Genomic DNA, 20,759 nt, shown 5'->3' with positions numbered 1-20,759 from the left:
ATGATCCGCCTCTTCGCGGCGCTCGCCCTGCCGCCCGAGATCGTCAAAGGCCTGGTCCGCCGCCAGAACGGCGTGGAGTTCGCCCGCTGGCGCCCGCCCGAGAGCCTGCACATCACGCTGCGCTTCTTCGGAGAGGTGCGCCAGGACGTGGCGCGCGACCTCGACGCAGAGCTGGCCGGCATCGACGTGCCCCCCTTCGAGATCGTACTGGAAGGGGCGGGATCGTTCGGCGAAGGCCGCGACATCCACGCGATCTGGGCCGGCGTCGAGGAGAGCCCGATCTTGCGCCGGCTGGCCGACGCCTGCGAGACCGCTGCGCGCCGAGCCGGGCTGAAGCCCGAAAAGCGGAACTACAAGCCGCACGTCACCCTGGCCTACCTGAAGCAGGCCGATCCGGCCGAGGTGGCCGCCTGGATCCAGGGGAACAACCTGCTGAAGTCGCCGCCGATCACGGTGGACCGCTTCGGCCTCTATTCCAGCACGCTGGGCGGCGAAGGCTCGCACTACCGGCTGGAGGCGGAGTACCCGCTGGGCTGATCAGGCCTTGGCGGCGTGGTCCTTGAGGACGCCCAGCGGCACGATCGCGAGGGTCTCCTCGTGGGTGCTCTCCAGCACGATCCGCGGAGCCGCGCCGGCGTCGAGCGCTTCCTTCCAGCGCGGCGCGCACAGGCACCAGCGGTCGCCGGGCCTGAGGCCCGGGAAGCCATATTCCGGCATCGGCGTCGACAGGTCGTTCCCCACGGCTTTCGAGTAGGCGAGGAACTCGGCGGTCATCACGGCGCAGACCGTGTGCATGCCGGTGTCGTGCGGCCCGGTCTCGCAGCAGCCGTTGCGGAAGAAGCCGGTCACAGGGTCCAGCGAGCAGGGCTTGAGCTCCGTGCCCAGGACATTGCGGGCGGAGGCGTCGTAGCGGAGCGGACGGATGGCCATGGCGCCATCCTAATCGGGAACTCGCGCGTTGATAGGGCGCCGCGGGTCTTGTCCGCGGCGGATCTCACGGCCAAGCTTGGCGTCGCAGAGGACAGTGCGGGAATGACGACGAGGACGGGAGCTCTGATCGGACTGGCGGCGGCGCTGAGCGCCTCGGCCGCGCTCGCGCAGACTGCGACGACCGTCGAGCAGGTCGACCCGACCGAGGCGATCCCGCTGGTCGCGCCGGCGCCGCAGCTCAGCGGCGCCGCCTACGACTCCCGGCTGAAGGCCTCGCTGATCTCCGCCCAGAGTTTCCAGGGCCCGCTGGACGGCGGCTGGCGGCTCGCCGCGGCGGGGAGCGGCCTGTACGACTTCCAGTTCGTCGATCGGAACAACGGCGTCGTCGAAGGCGCCTGGCGCGATCTGAGCCGGCCGGGCGCGCTGGACGGCTCCGGCTTCGTGGACGCCGTCGAACGCGACGGCGCCGCGCTGCGCCTGAGGTTCGGGGCCGGCAAGGTCGCGACGCTCACGCCCGCGGCCGGCGGCGGCTGGGCCGGCGAGCTGGACGGCCGGGCCGTCACCCTAGCGCGTCGCGCGCCGTAACCAGGGCCGTGGCGAGTTCGGCGGGACGGTAGCGCCGCGCCTCGCCCACGCCCCAGACCGGACCGGGCCAGGCCGCGTCGTCCGCCCGGCGGCCCACGACGTGGACGTGCAGCTGCGGCGTGACGTTGCCGAGCGCGCCGACGTTCAGCTTCTCCACCGGCCGGGCGAGCTCGTGGCCGATGGCGCGGACCGCGCGGCCGGCCGCCAGCACCTCGTCCATCAGGCGAACGCGGTCTTCAGCCGACAGCTCCTCCAGCTCACGCAGCCCGGGACGGCGCGGGATCAGCACGATCCAGGGGAAGCGGGCGTCGTCCTGCAGGCGCGCCTGGCAGAGCTCGAGCTCGGCCAGCGGTTCTGACGTGGCCTCGAAGGCGGGATCGATCCGGAACATCCCCGCACCGCTGCGGCATTGCGGCAGGGCCGTCAATTGGCTAGGGGACGGCCCGAAAACATCCCCAGCCTTCCAAGGAGCAGCCCCATGGCTTCCAAGCCGCCCATCCGCGTCGCCGTCACCGGAGCCGCCGGCAATATCGGCTACGCCCTGCTGTTCCGCATCGCCTCGGGCGAGATGCTGGGCAAGGACCAGCCGGTCATCCTGCAGCTGCTGGAGATCCCGGCCGAGGGCCCGCAGAAGGCGCTGAAGGGCGTGGCGATGGAGCTGGAGGACTGCGCCTTCCCGCTGCTGCAGGACATGGTGCTGACCGACGATCCGAAGGTCGCCTTCAAGGACGCCAACTGGAACCTGCTGGTGGGCTCCAAGCCGCGCGGTCCGGGCATGGAGCGCGCCGACCTGCTGAAGGACAACGGCAAGATCTTCATCGCCCAGGGTCGGGCGATCGACGAGGTGGCCGCCGACGACGCCCGCGTCGCGGTGGTGGGCAACCCCTGCAACACCAACTGCATGATCGCCGCCAGCCAGGCCAAGCGCCTGACGCCGGACCGCTTCACCGCCATGGTGCGCCTGGACGAGAACCGCGGCCGCGCCCAGCTGGCCAAGAAGGCCGGCGTGTCGATCAACGACGTCTCCGAGCTGTTCATCTACGGCAACCACAGCCCGACGATGTTCGCCGACTTCACGCACGCCAAGATCGGCGGCAAGGCGGTGACGGACGTCATCACCGACCGCGCCTGGCTCGAGAACGAGTACCTGCCGACGGTCGGCAAGCGCGGCGCGGCGATCATCGAGGCGCGTGGCCAGAGCTCGGCGGCCTCGGCGGCCAACGCCCTGATCGACCATGTCCGCGACCTGGTGACCCCCGGCGCGATCCACTCGGTGGCGGTCGCCTCGGAAGGCCGCTACGGCTTCGCCGACGGCGTCTGGGCCGGCATGCCGGTGAAGACGACCGCGCCGGGCGCCTATGAGGTCGTCACCAGCTACGAGATGGACGATTTCGCCAAGTCGAAGATCGCGATCACCAATGACGAACTCGTCGGCGAGCGCGACACGGTGAAGGACATGCTGGGCTAAGGCTCGGCGCTTCCCAGATCGAACGAGGAGGCCTCCGGCGCGAGCCGGAGGCCTTTTTGGTCAGCGGCCCAGGTCGTCCAGCTCGGCGATGCGCTGGCGATAGATGCTCTCCACCGCCTGCGGCGAGCGGCGGGCGGCGTCCTCGCGGATCGACAGCCAGTCGTCCTGCTCGGCGCGCAACTCGCGGTACGGGATGCCCGAGGCCACCGCGCGATCGAACGCGCGGTCCAGCCGCCGGTCCAGGCGGGCGAGTTCCGGGTCGCCGCAGATCATGCGCTCGGCCCGGGTGCCGGCGAAGCGGCAGTTGAAGCTGGGGTCGGCCCGCACCGGCGGCGGCGCCTCGGCCACGCGGGTCGGCGGGACGATCTCGCGGACCGGCGGAGCCGGCGTCTCGACGGTGGGCGTCCTGGCCGGCGGCGCCGCCCGAATGGGAGCCCGGGCCTCGGCGGCGCGGGCGAGCTCGGGAGGCAGCACCTCCAGCTTGCCCGCGGACTTCGGCGCAGGCGCCGGCGTCACGGCGGCCACCTCGACCGGCACCGGCGTTACGACCGTCTGCTCGGCCGTGCGGCTCACCGGCCGCATGGGCTCGCGGTCCCGGCCGCCGGCGCCGAGTTCCGGCTTGGCGAAGAGGCCGAACAGCAGGCCAAGGCCCACGGCCGCGCCGACGCCACCCAGCAGCATGCCGCGCGAAACGCCTCGCCTCGGCCGGTCCGGCAGCCGATATTCGTCCGGCTCGAACTGGCGCTGGGCCGGCCGCTCGATGCGCAGGCCGGTGTCCGGTCCGGCTCGTCCCGCGAAGCCGTGGTAGGCCCCGCCCGGGTAGTCTGTCATCACGCAGGTCTCACGCTGCGTCCCTCAGGGGAAGCAAAGCGCGCGAAGCCGCCGCGCGTTGCAAATGCGAAGGTCGTTCGCGCCTAGTAGTCGCGGGCGTCGCGGGCGAGGTCGTTGAGCTCGGCGATGCGCGCCTCGTAGACGTCCTCCACGGCCCAGGAGCCGTCCCGGGCGGCCGCCGCGCGGGCCTGGCGCCAGCGCTCCTGCTGGCGCTGCAGGGAGGAGGCCGGCACCCCGGCGGCCTCGGCGTTGCGGAACGCCCGCTGCAGCTGGCGGTCGCGCTGGTTCAGGCGCGGATCGGCGCACACCAGAGCCTCGCCGGGATCGACCGAGGCGCAGGCGCTGTTGCGGGCCACGCGCATCGGTCCCTCCCCACGGGGCGCGATCTTCTTCTTGGGCGTCGAGGCCTTTTCGACCGGCGGCTTGCCCTTCGCCTTCTGCGCCAGCTTCTGCGACGCCTTCAGGGCCTTCGCCTTCTCCGCCGCCGCCAGCCGTTCGGCCTTGGCCTTGCGCAGCTTCTCCGCGCGCCGCGCCTCGGCGACCTCGATCTCGCGCTTGGTCTTGCGCTCGGCGGCCACGGCCTTGGCCTTCAGCGTCTTGGGCGCGGTCTTCACCGCCTTGACCAGCTTGGCCAGCTTCTTCGGTTCGGCCTTCTCAGTCTTGGCCTTGGCCTTGGCCTTGGGTTCGGCCTTGGCGACCTTGGCGGTACGATCTTTCTTCCGCTCGGCCGTCTCGAGCTTCCTGGCCTTCGGCTTCTCCACCCTGGCTGTCGCCTTGGGCTCAGTCTTTCGCGCCGGCTTGGCTTCAGCCTTCTTCGCCTCGGCCTTCTTCGTCTCGGCCCTTGGCGCCTCGATCTTCGCGGCCGGCTTGCGTTCGGACCGCGCGGGCTCGGCCTGGGGGCCGGGCTCAGGCTTTGACGCGGCGACCGCGGGCAGGACCGCCGGCAGGGCGGCGACGGGCGCGGCGACGGCGTCGACCTTCATCAGGCCGGCCGGTGGCCCCTGCGGCGCGATCAGCTCGGCCGCGGGTCTGTGCGCGCCGGCATCGGCCGGCATGACGTCCAGCAGGGCGCCGATGGGCGCGGGCGTGTCGTCCAGGACGATCTGCAGCTTGCGGTCCGGCGCCTCGGCCTCGATCTCGGGCTTGGGCGGCGGCGCCGCCTCGCCCCGCTCGGCCGAAGACGGACGGGCCCAGAGCCCGAGGCCCACGCCGAGCGCGCAGGCGCTCACCACGCCCGCGACCACGAGCCGTCCGCCGCCGCGGCGGCGGGTGGTCTGGAGCTCATCTTCCAACTGGTCGTGCGCCATCGGCGACCTCGCGTGGTACGGGTCCCTCGACGCGCAGGGCAGGAGGCAGCATACCGGCGCAGCAAAGCTGCGCGCGCGACGCCCCAACCCCGAACTCTCTCCCGAAACCGATAAAGGCCGAAAAAGGTGGAGATTCCAATACCGACGCTTGAGACAGAACGCCTCATTCTGCGGGCGCCTGTTCCTTCGGACTTCGAAGCCTGGGCGGCGTTCGCGGCGGACGCGGAGGCGGCGCGCTACATCGGCGGCGTGCAGACGCGTGTGGGCGCCTGGCGAGTGATGGCGACCATGGCCGGCGCCTGGCTGGTCCGAGGCTTCTCCATGTTCTCGGTCGTCGAGAAGGCCTCGGGCGAATGGGTGGGCCGCGTGGGTCCATGGCAGCCCGAGGGCTGGCCCGGGACGGAAGTCGGCTGGGGCATCGCCCGTGAACACTGGGGCAAGGGCTACGCCACCGAGGCGGCCGAGGCCTCGATCGACTGGGCTTTCGATCACCTGGGCTGGGACGAGGTGATCCACACGATCGAAGACGCCAACGTGAACTCGCAGAAGGTGGCGCAGCGGCTGGGTTCGCGCATCCTGCGTCAGGCGGTTCTGCCGGCGCCGCTGAACATTCCGGTCGACGTGTGGGGCCAGAGCCGGGAGGCGTGGCTGGCGCGCCGCGCGGCCCGCTAGATCCAGCCGCGCTCGCGCAGGATCCCGGCGTAGGTTCGGCTGACCGGGACCTGGGCGCCGTCCTTCAGCGTCAGGGTCGCGCGGCCGTCGCCGCGCCGGGCGTCCACGATGGCGTCGCGCGCCACCCACCACGAGCGGTGGACCTGCAGACCCTCGATCCCCTCCAGCTCGGCCACGGCGTCGGCGAGCCGCATCAGGATCAGATCCTGGCCCCTGGAGGTGTGCAGGCGCAGGTAATGGTCTTCGGCCTCCACCGCCCAGACCTCGCCGCCCCTGAGCTTCAGCGGCAGGCGCTCCAGGAACTTCGGCGGGACCGCGGCCTGTGGCTCTGCGGCGTCGGGCCTCGGGCGGGAGCGGATCCAGGCGACGAGGAAGCAGAAGAACAGCGAAGTGCCGAAGGAGACGGCGACGAAGCCGGGGATCGCCCGCAGCGGCGGGTCCGCCTGCGGCGGCGCCACGAGGTTCACCCCGGTCCACACGACGAGACCCATGGGAACGAACATCATCAGCGCGCCCACGAGCGCGACCCGCTCCCACCGGCGTCCCACCCAGGGCATCCGTTCCGCCGCGGCGAAGGCGAAGTAGCCCATCAGCGACGCCGCCCAGCCGATGCCGACCATCAGCAGGGTGCGCGGCACGAACGGCGAGTCGCCCGACCCGAAGGCGCCGATGAAGCTCAGGAAGCCGCCGACGATCACGGCCGAGATGAAGGTGCCGCGCAGCAGGCCCAGCACCTTGGCGGTCGTCCACGAAGCGTGAACGGCGCCCGCCCGCGGTCCACGCACGCCGGCCGTCACCTCACGTATCCCCGCTGGCTGGCTGCAAAGGTCCGCCGCATCCCTCGACCCCGAAGACGGCCGTGCGCCGTCGCTGTGCTCCGAGGAATTAAGGGATGTCGCAACCTTCGCAAACGGGCGACGCGCCGCAGGCCCGCTTCGATCGCCGCTTCGCGCTTCGCTTCGGCCTCGGCATAGGCGCGGTCGTCGCGATCCTCGCCGTCGCCCTGGGCGGCGGCGGCGACGAGCTCGCCGCCAATGTCCGCAACGCCCGGCTGCACGGGCCGGACGTGGCGATCTGGGGGAGGCTGTCCCTGCCCATCAAGATCCACCTGCTGGCCGCCGTCGCCGCCCTGGCGCTGGGCGCGGCGCTGATGGCGGTGCGCAAGGGCCGGCGCTTCCACCGGATCGGCGGCTGGGGCTGGGTGGCCTTGGTCTCGGTGACGGCGGGCTCCACCCTGTTCATCACCAGCCTGAAGCCCGGCTCCTGGTCGATCCTGCACCTGTTCACCGCCTGGACGCTGATCGCCCTGCCGCTGGCGGTGGTCTTCGCCCGACGCCACAACGTGGCGCGGCACCGCGGGACCATGATGGGCCTGTTCTACGGCGGGTTCGCCGTGAACGTCTTCATCGCCTTTCTCCCCGGGCGCAGTCTCTGGCAGATGTTCTTCGGCTAGGCGGGCGACCGCAGCCCTGCTCACCCTGGGACAGCAACGCGCAGGAGAACGCCGTTAGAGGGGGCCGGCGCGGTTGTCATCGCCTGGGAGGGCGCCTATAAGCCCCGTCACTCGCCCCGGCGTCCGCCGGGAGCGAGCGTTTGGCAAAGCGCTCCAAGGCCTCATGAACATCCACGAACACCAAGCCAAAGCCGTTCTCGCAGAGTTCGGCGTGGCGGTCCCGCGCGGCTATCCCGCGTTTTCGGTCGAAGAAGCCGTGCAAGCCGCCGAAAAGCTCGGCGGGCCGGTCTTTGTGGTGAAGTCCCAGATCCACGCCGGCGGGCGCGGCAAGGGCAAGTTCGAGGGGCTGGGCCCCGACGCCAAGGGCGGCGTCCGGGTGGTCAAGAGCGTCGAGGACGTCAAGGCGAACGCCGCCGAGATGCTGGGCCGGGTTCTGGTGACGCATCAGACCGGACCGTCCGGCAAGCAGGTGAACCGCCTCTACATCGAGGAAGGCGCCCAGATCGCCAAGGAATTCTACCTGTCGCTGCTGGTCGACCGCGAAACGAGCTGGGTCTCGGTCGTGGCCTCCACCGAAGGCGGCATGGACATCGAAGAGGTCGCCCATTCGACGCCCGAGAAGATCGTCACCTTCTCGATCGACCCGGCGACGGGCGTCTTCCCGCACCACGCCCGCCACCTGGCCAAGGCGCTCGGCCTGACCGGCGGCCTGGCGAAGGAAGCGGCGACCCTGCTGACCCAGCTCTACACGGCGTTCCTGGCCAAGGACATGTCGATGCTGGAGATCAACCCGCTGATCGTCACCGGCGACGATCACCTGCGGGTGCTGGACGCCAAGGTGTCGTTCGACTCCAACGCGCTGTTCCGTCACCCCGACGTGGTGGCCCTGCGCGACGAGAGCGAGGAGGACCCGAAGGAGATCGAGGCCTCCAAGTACGACCTCAGCTACATTGCGCTGGACGGCGAGATCGGCTGCATGGTGAACGGCGCCGGCCTGGCCATGGCCACCATGGACATCATCAAGCTGTACGGCGCCGAGCCCGCCAACTTCCTGGACGTCGGCGGCGGCGCCTCGAAGGAAAAGGTGACGGCGGCCTTCAAGATCATCACCGCGGACCCGAACGTGAAGGGCATCCTGGTGAACATCTTCGGCGGCATCATGCGCTGCGATATCATCGCCGAGGGCGTGGTGGCCGCGGTCAAGGAAGTCGGCCTGAAGGTGCCGCTGGTCGTTCGCCTGGAAGGCACGAACGTCGAGCTCGGCAAGAAGATCATCAACGAGAGCGGCCTGAACGTCATCGCCGCGAACGACCTGTCGGACGGCGCTGAAAAGATCGTCGCCGCCGTGCGTGGGGCTGCGTAGGAAATATGTCGATCCTGATCGGTAAAGACACCCGCGTCATCTGCCAGGGCATCACCGGCAGCCAGGGCACGTTCCACTCGGAACAGGCGATCGCCTACGGGACCAAGATGGTCGGCGGCGTGACGCCCGGCAAAGGCGGGACCACCCACATCGGCCTGCCGGTGTTCGACACCGTCGCCGAAGCCGTGCAGCAGACCGGCGCCGAGGCCTCGGTGATCTACGTGCCCCCGCCGTTCGCCGCGGACTCGATCCTGGAAGCGATCGACGCCGAGGTGCCGCTGATCGTCTGCATCACCGAGGGCATCCCGGTGGCCGACATGATCAAGGTGAAGCGCGCCCTGTCCGGCTCGAAGTCGCGCCTGATCGGCCCCAACTGCCCGGGCGTGCTGACGCCGGGCGAGTGCAAGATCGGCATCATGCCGGGCAGCATCTTCAAGAAGGGCTCGGTGGGCGTTGTTTCGCGCTCCGGCACGCTTACCTATGAGGCCGTGTTCCAGACCTCCCAGGTGGGCCTCGGCCAGACGACGGCCGTGGGCATCGGCGGCGACCCGGTAAAGGGCACCGAGTTCATCGACGTGCTCGACATGTTCCTGAAGGACCCCGAGACCGAGTCGATCATCATGATCGGCGAAATCGGCGGTTCGGCGGAGGAAGACGCCGCGGAGTTCATCAAGAATTCAGCGATCAAGAAGCCTATGGTCGGCTTCATCGCGGGTCGTACGGCGCCTCCGGGCCGCCGCATGGGCCACGCGGGCGCGATCATTTCGGGCGGCAAGGGCGGCGCCGAGGACAAGATCGCCGCGATGGAGGCTGCGGGCATCCGCGTCTCGCCGTCGCCGGCGAAGCTTGGCGAGACCCTGGTCGAGGTGCTGAAGGGCGCCTGAGTTACATTTCTAACGTAGGGCGGTCCGCGCCAGGCTCCTTCTTCAGAAGTCCGCGGGTCCGCCCCCGGAAGGCGAAGACATGGCGGACGACGCAGGCCTGATCAACGAAGTCCTGGCCGAGACGAGTTTCCTCTACGGCGGCAACGCCGCGTTCGTGGAGGATCTCTACGCGAAATGGGCGGCGAACCCTGAGTCGGTCGAGCCGTCCTGGCGCGCATTCTTCGCCTCCCTGGCCGACCGCGCCGACGAGGTGAAGGCGGCGGCCCGGAAGCCCGCCTGGACCAAGCCGGCGGCGCCGCAGCCCCGGCCCGACTGGCTTTCGGCGATCGACGGCCTCTGGCCCGCGGTGGAAGCCAAGGTCGGCAAGGCCATCGCCGACAAGAAGCCGGCGGCCAGCCAGGACGAGGTGCGCGCCGCGACCCTCGACAGCCTGCGCGCCATCATGATGATCCGCGCCTATCGGATGCGCGGCCATCTCGCGGCCAATCTGGACCCGCTGGGCATCGCCACGACGCCCGGCGACGCGTCCGAGCTGGATCCCGCGACCTACGGCTTCTCCGACACCGACTTCGACCGGCCGATCTTCCTGGACTACGTGCTGGGCCTGGAGACCTCCACGCTCCGCGAGATCCTGGACATCCTGCGCCGGACCTACTGCGGCAACGTCGGCGTGCAGTACATGCACATCTCCGATCCCAAGGAGAAGGCGTGGCTGCAGGAGCGGATCGAAGGCCGCGACAAGGAGATCGCTTTCACCAAGGAAGGCAAGGTCGCGATCCTGAAGAAGCTGATCGAGGCCCAGGGCTTCGAGGCCTTCCTGCATCGCCGCTTCCCGGGCACCAAGCGCTTCGGCCTGGACGGCGGCGAGGCGATGGTCCCGGCGCTGGAGCAGATCATCAAGCGCGGCGGCGCGATGGGCGTGAAGGACCTCATCGTCGGCATGCCGCACCGCGGGCGGCTGAACGTGCTGGCCGCGGTGATGGGCAAGCCCTACCACGTCATCTTCCACGAGTTCCAAGGCGGCTCGTCGGTGCCCTCGGACATCGAGGGCTCGGGCGACGTGAAGTACCACCTGGGCGCCTCGTCCGACCGTGAGTTCGACGGCAACAGCGTGCACCTGTCGCTGACCGCGAACCCGTCGCACCTCGAGATCGTCAACCCCGTCGTGATCGGCAAGGCCCGCGCCAAGCAGGCCTTCACCCTGCGCGAGCAGCAGGACGCCGGCCGCGCCCACGTCCTGCCGCTGCTGCTGCACGGCGACGCCGCCTTCGCCGGCCAGGGCGTGGTGGCCGAGTGCTTCGCGCTGTCGGGCCTGAAGGGCTACGGCGTCGGCGGCACCATGCACTTCGTGGTGAACAACCAGATCGGCTTCACCACCAGCCCCAAGAACTCGCGCTCGTCGCCCTATCCGTCGGACGTGGCGCTGATGGTCGAGGCGCCGATCTTCCACGTGAACGGCGACGATCCGGAAGCCGTGACCTATGCGGCGAAGGTCGCCACCGAGTACCGCCAGCTGTTCGGCAAGGACGTGGTGGTCGACATGTTCTGCTACCGGCGGTTCGGTCACAACGAGGGCGACGACCCGACGATGACCCAGCCCCTGATGTACGCGAAGATCAAGGGCCACCCGTCGGTCCGAGATCTCTACGCCCAGCGCCTGGTGGGCGAGGGCGTGGTGACGCAAGGCGAGGTCGACGGCTGGGTCTCGGAATTCGACCAGTTCCTCGACGCCGAGTTCGAAGCCGGCAAGACCTACAAGCCGAACAAGGCCGACTGGCTGGACGGCAAGTGGTCGGGCCGCAAGCCCTCGGGCGAGGAGAAGTACGCCACCGGCGTGCCGAAGCAGAAGCTGCTGGACCTCGGCCGCAAGATCACCTCGATCCCCGAGCGGATCAGCGTCCACAAGACCGTCGAGCGGGTGATCGGCGGCCGTCGGGAGGCGATCGAGAGCGGCGCTGGGATCGACTGGGCCACCGCCGAGCACCTGGCCTTCGCCAGCCTGCTCGACCAGGGCTATCCGGTCCGGCTGTCGGGTCAGGACAGCGTGCGCGGCACCTTCAGCCACCGCCATGCGGGGGTGATCGACCAGAAGAGCGAGGAGGTCTATTTCCCGCTCCGCAACCTCGGTCCGAACCAGGCGCACTTCGAGGTGCTGGATTCCGCGCTGTCGGAAGAGGCGGTGCTGGGCTTCGAGTACGGCTTCTCGCTGACCGATCCCGACACCCTGACGCTCTGGGAAGCCCAGTTCGGCGACTTCGTGAACGGCGCCCAGGTGGTGATCGACCAGTTCATCTCGTCGGGCGAGCGCAAGTGGCTGCGGATGAGCGGCCTCGTGATGCTGCTGCCGCACGGCTACGAAGGCCAGGGCCCCGAGCACTCCTCGGCCCGCCTGGAGCGCTTCCTGCAGCTGTGCGCCGAAGACAACATGCAGGTCGTCAACTGCACGACGCCCGCCAACTACTTCCACGTTCTGCGCCGGCAGCTGCTGCGCGACTTCCGCAAGCCGCTGATCGTGATGTCGCCGAAGAGCCTGCTGCGCCACAAGCGGGCGGTCTCGAACCTGTCGGACCTCGCGGAGGGCACGGCCTTCCATCGGGTGATGTTGGACGGCGCCGAGGCCGGCTGCGACGTGGGCGGCGTGACGCTCAAGCCGGACGACAAGATCACCCGCGTGATCCTGTGCTCGGGCAAGGTGTACTTCGACCTCGTCGAGCAGCGCGCCAAGACCGGCCGCGACGACATCTACCTGCTGCGCCTCGAGCAGTTCTATCCGTGGCCGCTGAAGTCGCTCTCGGGCGAGCTGAAGCGGTTCAAGAACGCCGAGCTGATCTGGTGCCAGGAAGAGCCCAAGAACATGGGCGGCTGGCAGTTCGTCGATCCCTGGCTGGAGCTCACGCTGGAGCGGATGAACGTGAAGTCCAAGCGCGCCCGCTACGTGGGCCGCCCCGCCTCGGCGTCGACCGCCGCCGGGCTGATGAGCCGCCACCTGAAGGAACTCGAGGCTTTCCTTGCGGAAGCCTTCGCGTAAAGACCTGCACGACCTCTTGTTTGTGTCCGAGACGATCTAAGGAGCGATCCCGAAAATGGCCGACATCATGACCCCGGCGCTGGGCGAGTCCGTCACCGAAGCCACGGTGGCGCGCTGGACCAAGAAAGCCGGCGATGCGGTTCGCAAGGACGAGATCCTGGTCGAGCTCGAAACGGACAAGGTGAGCCTGGAGGTGGCCGCGCCGTCGGACGGCGTGCTGGCCGAGATCTCGGCGGCTGAAGGCGCGACGGTCGAGCCGGGCGCGGTCCTGGGCAAGATCACCGAAGGCGCGGGCGCTGCCGCGACCCCGGCCAAGGCTCCCCCGGCCGCCGCCCCGACCTCGACGCCGACGCCGGTCCCGGCCGGCGAGCTGCAGCCCGAGCCCACGCCGGGCAAGGCCCCGCCGACCTCCGCGCCCGTGCCCGACACCTCGGCTCCGAAGGCGGAGAAGGTGCTCGCGCCGTCGGCCCAGCGGATCGTGGGCGAGAACAAGCTGGACGCTTCGTCCATCTCCGGCACGGGCAAGGACGGCCGCGTGACCAAGGCCGACGCGCTGGCGGCTCTCGAGAACCGCGCCAAGGCGCCTGCGGCCCCCGCCGCGCCGGCCGCGCCGCGCGAGTTGCACGACCGCGAAGAGCGCGTGCGGATGACCCGCCTGCGCCAGACGATCGCGCGCCGCCTCAAGGAGGCCCAGAACGCCGCGGCTATGCTGACCACCTTCAACGAGGTGGACATGACCAACGTCATGGCCCTGCGGAATTCCTACAAGGATCAGTTCGAGAAGAAGCACGGCGTGAAGCTGGGCTTCATGAGCTTCTTCGTGCGCGCCGTGATCCACGGCCTGAAGCAGGTGCCCGAGGTCAACGCCGAGATCGACGGCCAGGACATCATCTTCAAGAACCACTACGACATCTCGGTCGCCGTCGGCACCGAGAAGGGCCTGGTCACGCCGGTGGTCCGCGACGCGGACCTGATGAGCCTCGCCGACATCGAGAAGGAGATCGGCGCTCTGGGCAAGAAGGCCCGCGACGGCCAGCTCGCCCTGGAAGACCTGCAGGGCGGCACCTTCACGATCTCGAACGGCGGCGTGTACGGCTCGCTGATGTCGACGCCGATCCTGAACGCGCCGCAGTCGGGCATCCTGGGCATGCACAAGATCCAGGAGCGTCCGATGGTCGTGAACGGCCAGATCGTGGCGCGGCCGATGATGTATCTGGCCCTGAGCTACGATCACCGGATCGTCGACGGCAAGGGCGCCGTGACCTTCCTGGTCCACGTCAAGGAAGCCATCGAAGACCCGCAGCGCCTGCTGCTGGACGTCTAGGCGCCAGCGAAAGAACCGACGAAGGGCCGCGCGGCGAAGGTCGCGCGGCCTTTTCGTTTCAGGCCGCCTTCCTGGGCGCAGGGCCCACATACACCGACTGCGGCCGGATCAGCCGGCCGCCCGCGACCTGTTCACGGGCATGGGCCAGCCAGCCGGCGACGCGGCCCATGGCGAAGACGCAGGTGAAGGCGCTGGGCGGGAACTGGAGGGCCTCCAGCAGCAGCGCCGTGTAGAACTCGACGTTCGTCTCGAGCGCCCGGTCGGGCTTGCGCTCGCGCAGGATCGCCAGCGCCGCGGCCTCGACCGCCTCGGCGAACTCGATGCGGCCCTGGCGGGCGTCCAGCCAGCGCACGGCCTGCTTGAGCGCATCGGCGCGAGGGTCGCGCACGCGATAGATCCGGTGGCCGAAGCCCATCAGCCGGTCGCCGCGAGCCAGCGCCGCCTCGATCCAGGCCCGAGCGTTCGCAGGCTCTCCGATCTCGTCCAGCATCTCGATCACCGGGCCGGGCGCGCCGCCGTGCAGGGGGCCCTTGAGGGCGCTGATCCCGCCGAGCGCCGCCGAGGTGAGGCCGGCGCGGGTCGAGGCGATCACGCGCGCGGCGAAGGTCGAGGCGTTGAGGCCGTGGTCGCTGACCGTGACCAGGTAGGTGTCCAGCGCGTCCGCCTCGGCCTCGGTCGCCGCCGCTCCCCGGAGCATTCGCAGGGTGTCGGCGGCGTGGCCCAGCGCCGGATCGGGGGCGACGGGGGCCTCGCCGGCGTCAGCCCGAACCACGGCGGCGGTGAAGACGGCCGGCGCCGCCAGCAGGCGAAAGGCGGTGGCCGCGTCGTCGCCGTCGGACAGGCGCGCCATCAGCGCCCGAACGGCTTCGACGGGCGTCCGGTCCAGCAGGCCGGTGTCGAGCGCCGCCACCTCGCCGAACACCTCGACCCGGGCGCGGCCCAAAGCGCGGCGAATGTCGGCCGGGAGGTCGGGATAGAAGCCCTCGAACAGCAAACCGACGAGGTCTTCAAAGGTGGTGCGGCCGGCGAGCTCGTCCAGCGAATGGCCCCGGATGATCAGCCGGCCGGCCTGGCCGTCGACTTCCGAAAGCACGGTGTGGGCGGCGACGACGCCTTCAAGTCCGTCCGACATGGCTGTCTCCTAGCTCTTGCGGACACTCACATTTGCGCTCAACCTGCTGGGGTCAATCTTGATCAATGTAATCAATATATGAACCGTGACTGGATCGCCGCTGAAGATGCTCAGGCCCGGTTGGGGGTCCGGCCGCAGACGCTGTACGCCTATGTGAGCCGCGGGCGCGTGCAGGTGCGTCCCGACCCGAAGGACCCCCGCCGCAGCCTCTATCGCGCCGCCGACATCGCCGCGCTGGCCGAGCGCAAGACCCGCAGCCGCCGACTGTCCGACGTGGCGGCGGGGGCGATCCACTGGGGCGAGCCGGTGCTGGCCTCAGAGATCACGACTGTTGCCGGCGGGCGACTGTTCTACCGCGGGCGTGACGCCATCCGTCTGGCCGAGACCGAGACGCTGGAGTCGGTCGCGCGGCTGCTGCGCGGCGGTCACGGCGCGGCGCTCAAGCGGACCGAACGCCCGCAGCCGCCGCACGGCGCGGAGATGCGGACAAGGGCCTATGCCGCGCTGGCGGCTCGTGCGGCCGTCGACCCGCCGGCCCGGGGGCGCGCCCCCCTGGCGCTGGCGGTGGAGGCGGCGACCCTGCTGGACGTCCTGGCCGACGCGGTCGCCGGCGACGTCGGCGCGGGCGCGATCCACAACCGCCTCGCGCTGGCCTGGGGCCAGGCGCCCGGCGGCGCCGGGGCCGACGTCATCCGCCGCGTGCTGGTGCTGGTGGCGGACCATGAACTGAACGCCTCGGCCTTCGCGGCGCGCGTGGCGGCGTCGACGGGCGCCTCGCTCTCGGCCTGCGCGCTCGCAGGTCTCGCGACGCTGTCCGGACCCAGGCATGGCGGCGCGACGGCGGCCGTGCGGACCTTCGCCGCCGAAGCGGCCCAGGCCGGGCCGGCCGAGGCGATCCGCCGCCGACTGCAGGACGACCGCGCCCTGCCGGGCTTCGGCCACCCGCTCTATCCCGATGGGGATCCCCGCGCGGCCGCGCTGCTGGACCGGTTCGCGGCGCCACGGCCTTTGGCCGACCTGCAGCGGGCGGTGATGGACATCGCGGGCCTGGCGGCCAACATCGACTTCGCGCTTATCGCCGCCTGCGAGGCCCTGAGGCTGCCCGAGGACGCGCCGTTCGCGCTGTTCAGCGTCGCGCGCTGCGCCGGCTGGATCGCGCACGCGATCGAGCAGGGACAGTCGGACGCCCTGATCCGGCCCCGCGCGCGCTACGTGGGGCCGGAGCCGGAGTTCGCCTAGGCGCGGTGGTGGACGGCCTCTTCGGCCTCCAGCGCCTGCTCGTGGCGGCCGACCATCTCCTTGGGCACGACCTGCCAGAACTTGCCGAGCGCCACGTCCCAGTTGCGCAGGATGTCCTGCGCCAGCACCGAGCCGGTTTCGCGGGCGTGTTCCTCGACGAGGTCCTTCAGCACGCCGATCCAGTGGGGCGCGCTGGGCCGAAGGGTGATCACGCTGTCGGCGTTCAGCGACATCTGGAACTCGCCGTCCTCGTCGTAGACGAAGGCCATGCCGCCGGTCATGCCGGCCGCGAAGTTGAAGCCCACCTTGCCGAGGATCACCGCCAGGCCGCCGGTCATGTACTCGAGCCCGTTGGCGCCGCAGCCCTCGACGACGGCGGTGGCGCCCGAGTTCCGGACCCCGAAGCGCTCGCCGGCAAGGCCCGCCGCGAACAGCCGGCCGGAGGTGGCGCCGTACAGCACGGTGTTGCCGATGATCGCGTTCTCGCGCGCCCGGCCTTCGATGTGCGGCGAGGGCCGCACGACGATGGTGGCGCCCGACAGGCCCTTGCCGACGTAGTCGTTGGCCTCGCCGGTGACCTCCAGCCGCAACCCCTGGGCGGCGAAGGCGCCGAGGCTCTGGCCGGCCGAACCCTTCAGCTGCACGGTCAGGTGTCCGGGCGCCAGGCCGTCCATGCCGAACTTGCGCACGATGTGCGACGAGGTCCGCGTGCCGATCGCGCGCGCCGTGTTCGCCACCGTATAGGTGAGCTGCATCTTCTCGCCGCGCTCGAGCAGGGGCGCGGCGTCGCGGACGATCTGGGCGTCCAGCGTGTCGGGCACCTCGTTGCGGCCGGTCATGGTGCAGTAGGGCTTGTTCAGGCCCGGGTCGGCCTTCACCAGCAGCGGGTTCAGGTCGAGGTCGTCCAGGTGCTCGCCGCCGCGCGAGACCTGCATCAGCAGGTCGGTGCGGCCGACGATGTCCTGCAGGCTGCGGGCGCCCAGCTGGCCCAGGATCTCGCGGACCTCTTCGGCGATGAACGTGAAGAGGTTGATCACCTTCTCCGGCGTGCCGGTGAACTTGGCGCGGAGCGCCTCGTCCTGGGTGCACACGCCGACCGGGCAGGTGTTCGAATGGCACTGGCGCACCATGATGCAGCCCATGGCGATGAGGCTGGCGGTGCCGATGCCGAACTCCTCGGCGCCCAGCATGGCGGCGATCACCACGTCCCGGCCGGTGCGGATGCCGCCGTCGGCCCGCAGCCGCACGAAGTGGCGCAGGTTGTTCAGCGTCAGCACCTGGTGGGCCTCGGACAGGCCCATCTCGAACGGGGCCCCGGCGTACTTGATCGAGGTCTGAGGCGAGGCGCCCGTGCCGCCGACGTTGCCCGAGATCAGGATGATGTCGGCCTTGGCCTTGGCGACGCCTGCCGCGATCGCCCCGATGCCGGTCATGGCGACCAGCTTCACGGTCACCTTGGCGTCGGGGTTGATCTGCTTCAGGTCGTAGATGAGCTGGGCCAGGTCCTCGATCGAATAGATGTCGTGGTGCGGCGGCGGGCTGATCAGCATCACGCCGGGCGTGGCGTGGCGCAGCTTGGCGATCAGCTCGGTGACCTTGAAGCCGGGCAGCTGGCCGCCCTCGCCGGGCTTGGCGCCCTGGCTGACCTTGATCTCGATCTCACGGCACTGGTTCAGGTACTCGGCCGTGACGCCGAAGCGGCCCGAGGCGATCTGCTTCACCGCCGAGTTGGGGTTGTCGCCGTTCGGCAGCGGCTTGTAGCGCGCGCGGTCCTCGCCGCCCTCGCCCGACACCGACTTCGCGCCGATCCGGTTCATGGCGATGTTGAGCACGCCGTGGGCCTCGGGGCTCAGCGCGCCCAGGCTCATGCCCGGCGTGACGAACCGCTTGCGGATCTCGTTGACGCTCTCGACCTCGTCGATGGCCACGGGCTTCACGTCCGAACGCCACTCCAGCAGGTCGCGAAGCTGGATCTGCGGCTGGCTGCGCAGGGCCTCGGAGTAGCGCTTGAAGAGCTGGTAGTCGCCGCGGTCGCAGGCGCTCTGCAGCACATGGATCGAGCGCGCCTCGAAGGCGTGCGCCTCGCCGGCCCGGCGGGCCTTGTAGAAGCCGCCGACCGGCAGGCTGAGCGCCGCCGGGTTCCAGGCGCGGCGGTGCAGCTCGACCGCCTTGGCCTCGAGGCCGGCCAGGCCGATGCCCGAGATGCGCGACGGCATGCCGGGGAAGAACTCGGCCACCAGCGAGCGCGACAGGCCCACGGCCTCGAAATTGTAGCCGCCGCGATAGGACGAGATCACGCTGATGCCCATCTTAGAGATGATCTTCAGCAGGCCGCCCTCGATGGCCTTCTTGTGGTTCAGGCACAGGTCGCGCAGCGACAGCTCGCCCGTCAGGCCGCGTTCCTGGCGGTCCAGGAAGCTTTCCTGGGCCAGGTAGGCGTTCACCGCCGTCGCGCCGACGCCGACCAGGACGGCGAAGTAGTGGGTGTCCAGGCACTCGGCCGAGCGGACAATGATCGACACGTAGGAGCGCAGGCCCTTGGCCACGAGCCAGGCGTGCACGCCGCCGGTCGCCAGGATCATCGGCAGGGCGACGCGATCCGGGCCGGTGGCGGCGTCGGTCAGCACGATGGTCGAGCAGCCGCGCAGCGCCGCCTCCTCGGCCTCGGCGCGGATGCGGTCGAGGTTGGCGCGGAGCGCATCGCCCGGCCGCGATTCCGCAACCGGGATCGGCATGGTGCAGTCGATCTCGGCGATGTTCTTCTCACCGATCACGCCGATCACGCGGTCGTACATGCCGGTCGTCAGCACCGGCGAGTTCAGCACGAACACGTCGGTCTGGGTTTCGTCCTCGGCCAGCACATTGCCCAGGTTCTTGAACCGGGTCTTCAGGCTCATCACCGCCGTCTCCCGCAGGGAGTCGATCGGCGGATTGGTCACCTGGCTGAAGTTCTGGCGGAAGAAGTGCGACAGCGGCCGGTACTCGGCCGACAGCACCGCCAGCGGCGTGTCGTCGCCCATGGATCCGACGGCTTCCTTGGCCTCCTCGACCATTGGCGCCAGGATCAGCTCCAGGTCCTCAAGCGTCAGGCCGGCGGCGGCCTGCCGGCGGACCAGCTCCTCGCGGGGGAACAGCCGCGGCTCGGGGCCGGGGCCGATACGCTCCTCGAGCTCGACCATGTTGCCCAGCCAGCGGTCGTAGGGGTGCTGGTTCGCGAGGCGATCGATGATCGCCTCTTCGCGGTAGAGGCGGCCCTCGAGAAGATCGACGGCCAGCATGCGGCCGGGTTCGATGTGGGTCTTCTTGACGATGCGGGCCTCTTCCACGCGGCACATGCCGGCTTCCGAACCCACGATCAGCAGACCGTCGCTGGTCTCCGCCACACGGAGCGGGCGCAGGCCGTTGCGGTCCTTGCCGGCCACCACCCAGCGGCCGTCCGTGGCGCACATGGCGGCCGGGCCGTCCCACGGCTCCATCACCGCGTTGCAGTAGGCGTAGAGCGCCCGGTGGCTCGCCTTCATCTGTGCGTCCGAGCGCGTGTTCCACGCCTCGGGGATCAGCAGGGTCTTGGCCATCGGCGCGTCGCGACCGGCGCGCACCAGCACCTCGAAGGTGTTGTCGAGGGCGGCCGAGTCGGAGCCGCCCGGCTGGATCACCGGCTTGATGTCGTCCTGGTAGTCGCCGAACGCCGAGGCCGCCATGCGGATCTCGTGCGACTTCATCCAGTTGGTGTTGCCCTTCAGCGTGTTGATCTCGCCGTTGTGGGCGAGCATGCGGAACGGCTGCGCCAGGCGCCACTCGGGGAAGGTGTTGGTCGAGTAGCGCTGGTGGAAGATGGCCACCGCGGCCATGAACCGCGGATCCTTCAGGTCGGGATAGAACTCGTCGATGTGCTCGGCGAGGAACATGCCCTTGTAGATCAGCGACCGCGCCGACAGCGAGCAGATGTAGAAGTGCTGGATGTTAGCGGCGGCGACGCGCTTCTCGATGCGCTTGCGGCAGAGGAACAGAGCGCGCTCCAGCGCCGCCTCATCCATGCCGGGGGGCGGCGAGAGCATGATCTGCTCGATCTCGGGCCGCGTGGCGTTGGCCTTCTCGCCGATGACAGAGGTGTCCACCGGCACCTGGCGCCAGCCATAGATGTAGAAGCCGAAGCGCAGGGCCTCGCTCTCCACGATCGTCCGGGCTGCCTCCTGCGAGGCGAGGTCGGTGCGCGGCAGGAAGACCTGGCCGACGGCGATCGGGCCGGGGCGGACCTGGTGGCCGATCCGCTCGACGTGGGCGGCGAAGAAGTCCTGCGGGACGCTGACCAGCACGCCCGCGCCGTCGCCGGTCTTGCCGTCGGCGTCGACGGCCCCCCGGTGCCAGACCGCCTTCAGGGCGCGGATGGCGAGCTCCACCACCTCGCGGCGCGGCTTGCCGTCGATGGCGCAGACGAGACCCACGCCGCAGGCGTCGTGCTGGGCGGTGATGTCGTAGCCGCCGTTCGCCTCGATCAGGGCGTCCCGGTCGCGTTCGTAGCGGGCGAGGATGTCCGTCATGG

The 20,759-nt window shown here is 70.1% G+C and carries 17 protein-coding genes; 10 read left to right on the top strand and 7 right to left on the bottom strand.

What is annotated here, in order from left to right:
* Positions 1-537 (top strand): RNA 2',3'-cyclic phosphodiesterase, encoded by a 537-nt coding sequence (gene thpR, locus ACO2Q0_RS07295; protein WP_423350835.1) that lies wholly within the window; start codon positions 1-3, stop codon positions 535-537.
* Here the strand turns inward: thpR and ACO2Q0_RS07290 are convergent, their stop codons facing one another.
* Positions 538-924 carry a DUF2237 family protein gene (locus ACO2Q0_RS07290; RefSeq protein WP_423351577.1) on the bottom strand — a complete coding sequence of 129 codons (387 nt, stop codon included), beginning with the start codon at positions 922-924 and terminating at the stop codon, positions 538-540.
* 108 nt (positions 925-1,032) lie between these two features.
* Between ACO2Q0_RS07290 and ACO2Q0_RS07285 the strand changes: the two genes are divergently transcribed.
* Positions 1,033-1,515, top strand: a complete 483-nt coding sequence (locus ACO2Q0_RS07285; RefSeq protein ID WP_423350834.1) for a hypothetical protein — start codon at positions 1,033-1,035, stop codon at positions 1,513-1,515.
* On the opposite strand, the gene ACO2Q0_RS07280 is transcribed toward ACO2Q0_RS07285, so the two are convergent.
* Positions 1,490-1,906: an HIT domain-containing protein gene (locus ACO2Q0_RS07280; protein WP_423350833.1), complete on the bottom strand. Its 417-nt coding sequence runs from the start codon at positions 1,904-1,906 to the stop codon at positions 1,490-1,492. The two genes, ACO2Q0_RS07285 and ACO2Q0_RS07280, sit on opposite strands and share 26 nt — an antisense overlap.
* 87 nt (positions 1,907-1,993) lie before the next feature.
* Here ACO2Q0_RS07280 and ACO2Q0_RS07275 point away from each other — a divergent pair, with 87 nt between their 5' ends.
* Positions 1,994-2,983 (top strand): malate dehydrogenase, encoded by a 990-nt coding sequence (locus ACO2Q0_RS07275; RefSeq protein ID WP_257836452.1) that lies wholly within the window; start codon positions 1,994-1,996, stop codon positions 2,981-2,983.
* Positions 2,984-3,043: 60 nt separating this feature from the next.
* Here ACO2Q0_RS07275 and ACO2Q0_RS07270 read toward each other — a convergent pair whose 3' ends face one another.
* On the bottom strand, positions 3,044-3,814 hold the full coding sequence (locus ACO2Q0_RS07270) for a hypothetical protein (RefSeq protein ID WP_423350832.1): 771 nt from the start codon (positions 3,812-3,814) through the stop codon (positions 3,044-3,046).
* 83 nt (positions 3,815-3,897) lie between these two features.
* The gene (locus ACO2Q0_RS07265; RefSeq protein ID WP_423350831.1) at positions 3,898-5,121 is read right to left on the bottom strand and encodes a hypothetical protein; all 1,224 of its coding nucleotides are present in this window, start codon (positions 5,119-5,121) and stop codon (positions 3,898-3,900) included.
* A gap of 126 nt (positions 5,122-5,247) precedes the next feature.
* Between ACO2Q0_RS07265 and ACO2Q0_RS07260 the strand changes: the two genes are divergently transcribed.
* Positions 5,248-5,793: a GNAT family N-acetyltransferase gene (locus ACO2Q0_RS07260; RefSeq protein ID WP_423350830.1), complete on the top strand. Its 546-nt coding sequence runs from the start codon at positions 5,248-5,250 to the stop codon at positions 5,791-5,793.
* Here the strand turns inward: ACO2Q0_RS07260 and ACO2Q0_RS07255 are convergent.
* Positions 5,790-6,590 carry a LytTR family DNA-binding domain-containing protein gene (locus tag ACO2Q0_RS07255; RefSeq protein ID WP_423350829.1) on the bottom strand — a complete coding sequence of 267 codons (801 nt, stop codon included), beginning with the start codon at positions 6,588-6,590 and terminating at the stop codon, positions 5,790-5,792. The two genes, ACO2Q0_RS07260 and ACO2Q0_RS07255, sit on opposite strands and share 4 nt — an antisense overlap.
* Before the next feature lie 95 nt (positions 6,591-6,685).
* Between ACO2Q0_RS07255 and ACO2Q0_RS07250 the strand changes: the two genes are divergently transcribed.
* The 5 genes from ACO2Q0_RS07250 to odhB all read left to right on the top strand — a co-directional run bounded on the left by ACO2Q0_RS07250 (position 6,686) and on the right by odhB (position 13,845).
* The gene (locus tag ACO2Q0_RS07250) at positions 6,686-7,246 is read left to right on the top strand and encodes a DUF2306 domain-containing protein (protein WP_423350828.1); all 561 of its coding nucleotides are present in this window, start codon (positions 6,686-6,688) and stop codon (positions 7,244-7,246) included.
* A gap of 163 nt (positions 7,247-7,409) precedes the next feature.
* On the top strand, positions 7,410-8,609 hold the full coding sequence (gene sucC / locus ACO2Q0_RS07245; RefSeq protein WP_423350827.1) for an ADP-forming succinate--CoA ligase subunit beta: 1,200 nt from the start codon (positions 7,410-7,412) through the stop codon (positions 8,607-8,609).
* Between the two features lie 5 nt (positions 8,610-8,614).
* A complete protein-coding gene (sucD, locus tag ACO2Q0_RS07240; protein WP_423350826.1) occupies positions 8,615-9,493 on the top strand; it encodes a succinate--CoA ligase subunit alpha in 879 nt (292 codons plus the stop codon).
* A 79-nt stretch (positions 9,494-9,572) separates the two neighbouring features.
* Positions 9,573-12,521 (top strand): 2-oxoglutarate dehydrogenase E1 component, encoded by a 2,949-nt coding sequence (locus tag ACO2Q0_RS07235; protein ID WP_423350825.1) that lies wholly within the window; start codon positions 9,573-9,575, stop codon positions 12,519-12,521.
* Positions 12,522-12,576: 55 nt separating this feature from the next.
* On the top strand, positions 12,577-13,845 hold the full coding sequence (gene odhB / locus ACO2Q0_RS07230; RefSeq protein WP_423350824.1) for a 2-oxoglutarate dehydrogenase complex dihydrolipoyllysine-residue succinyltransferase: 1,269 nt from the start codon (positions 12,577-12,579) through the stop codon (positions 13,843-13,845).
* 58 nt (positions 13,846-13,903) lie between these two features.
* On the opposite strand, the gene ACO2Q0_RS07225 is transcribed toward odhB, so the two are convergent.
* Complete coding sequence (locus tag ACO2Q0_RS07225) at positions 13,904-14,977, bottom strand: citrate synthase/methylcitrate synthase (RefSeq protein ID WP_423350823.1); 1,074 nt, start codon at positions 14,975-14,977, stop codon at positions 13,904-13,906.
* A 78-nt stretch (positions 14,978-15,055) separates the two neighbouring features.
* Here ACO2Q0_RS07225 and ACO2Q0_RS07220 point away from each other — a divergent pair, with 78 nt between their 5' ends.
* The gene (locus ACO2Q0_RS07220) at positions 15,056-16,216 is read left to right on the top strand and encodes a citrate synthase (protein WP_423350822.1); all 1,161 of its coding nucleotides are present in this window, start codon (positions 15,056-15,058) and stop codon (positions 16,214-16,216) included.
* On the opposite strand, the gene gltB is transcribed toward ACO2Q0_RS07220, so the two are convergent.
* Positions 16,213-20,757 carry a glutamate synthase large subunit gene (gene gltB / locus ACO2Q0_RS07215; protein ID WP_423350821.1) on the bottom strand — a complete coding sequence of 1,515 codons (4,545 nt, stop codon included), beginning with the start codon at positions 20,755-20,757 and terminating at the stop codon, positions 16,213-16,215. The genes ACO2Q0_RS07220 and gltB overlap by 4 nt on opposite strands.
* Positions 20,758-20,759 lie beyond the last annotated feature (2 nt).

This window comes from Phenylobacterium sp. VNQ135 (assembly GCF_049445735.1).
Classification (GTDB): domain Bacteria; phylum Pseudomonadota; class Alphaproteobacteria; order Caulobacterales; family Caulobacteraceae; genus Phenylobacterium.
This window is presented reverse-complemented; position numbering and strand designations above follow the sequence as displayed.

Bases quoted from the DNA above. Each gene is read 5' to 3' on its own strand.
- thpR (WP_423350835.1), top strand. From the start codon at position 1: ATGATCCGCCTCTTCGCGGCGCTCGCCCTGCCGCCCGAGATCGTCAAA.
- ACO2Q0_RS07285 (WP_423350834.1), top strand. From the start codon at position 1,033: ATGACGACGAGGACGGGAGCTCTGATCGGACTGGCGGCGGCGCTGAGC.
- ACO2Q0_RS07280 (WP_423350833.1), bottom strand. From the start codon at position 1,906: ATGTTCCGGATCGATCCCGCCTTCGAGGCCACGTCAGAACCGCTGGCC.
- ACO2Q0_RS07275 (WP_257836452.1), top strand. From the start codon at position 1,994: ATGGCTTCCAAGCCGCCCATCCGCGTCGCCGTCACCGGAGCCGCCGGC.
- ACO2Q0_RS07270 (WP_423350832.1), bottom strand. From the start codon at position 3,814: ATGACAGACTACCCGGGCGGGGCCTACCACGGCTTCGCGGGACGAGCC.
- ACO2Q0_RS07265 (WP_423350831.1), bottom strand. From the start codon at position 5,121: ATGGCGCACGACCAGTTGGAAGATGAGCTCCAGACCACCCGCCGCCGC.
- ACO2Q0_RS07250 (WP_423350828.1), top strand. From the start codon at position 6,686: ATGTCGCAACCTTCGCAAACGGGCGACGCGCCGCAGGCCCGCTTCGAT.
- sucC (WP_423350827.1), top strand. From the start codon at position 7,410: ATGAACATCCACGAACACCAAGCCAAAGCCGTTCTCGCAGAGTTCGGC.
- sucD (WP_423350826.1), top strand. From the start codon at position 8,615: ATGTCGATCCTGATCGGTAAAGACACCCGCGTCATCTGCCAGGGCATC.
- ACO2Q0_RS07235 (WP_423350825.1), top strand. From the start codon at position 9,573: ATGGCGGACGACGCAGGCCTGATCAACGAAGTCCTGGCCGAGACGAGT.
- odhB (WP_423350824.1), top strand. From the start codon at position 12,577: ATGGCCGACATCATGACCCCGGCGCTGGGCGAGTCCGTCACCGAAGCC.
- ACO2Q0_RS07225 (WP_423350823.1), bottom strand. From the start codon at position 14,977: ATGTCGGACGGACTTGAAGGCGTCGTCGCCGCCCACACCGTGCTTTCG.
- ACO2Q0_RS07220 (WP_423350822.1), top strand. From the start codon at position 15,056: ATGAACCGTGACTGGATCGCCGCTGAAGATGCTCAGGCCCGGTTGGGG.
- gltB (WP_423350821.1), bottom strand. From the start codon at position 20,757: ATGACGGACATCCTCGCCCGCTACGAACGCGACCGGGACGCCCTGATC.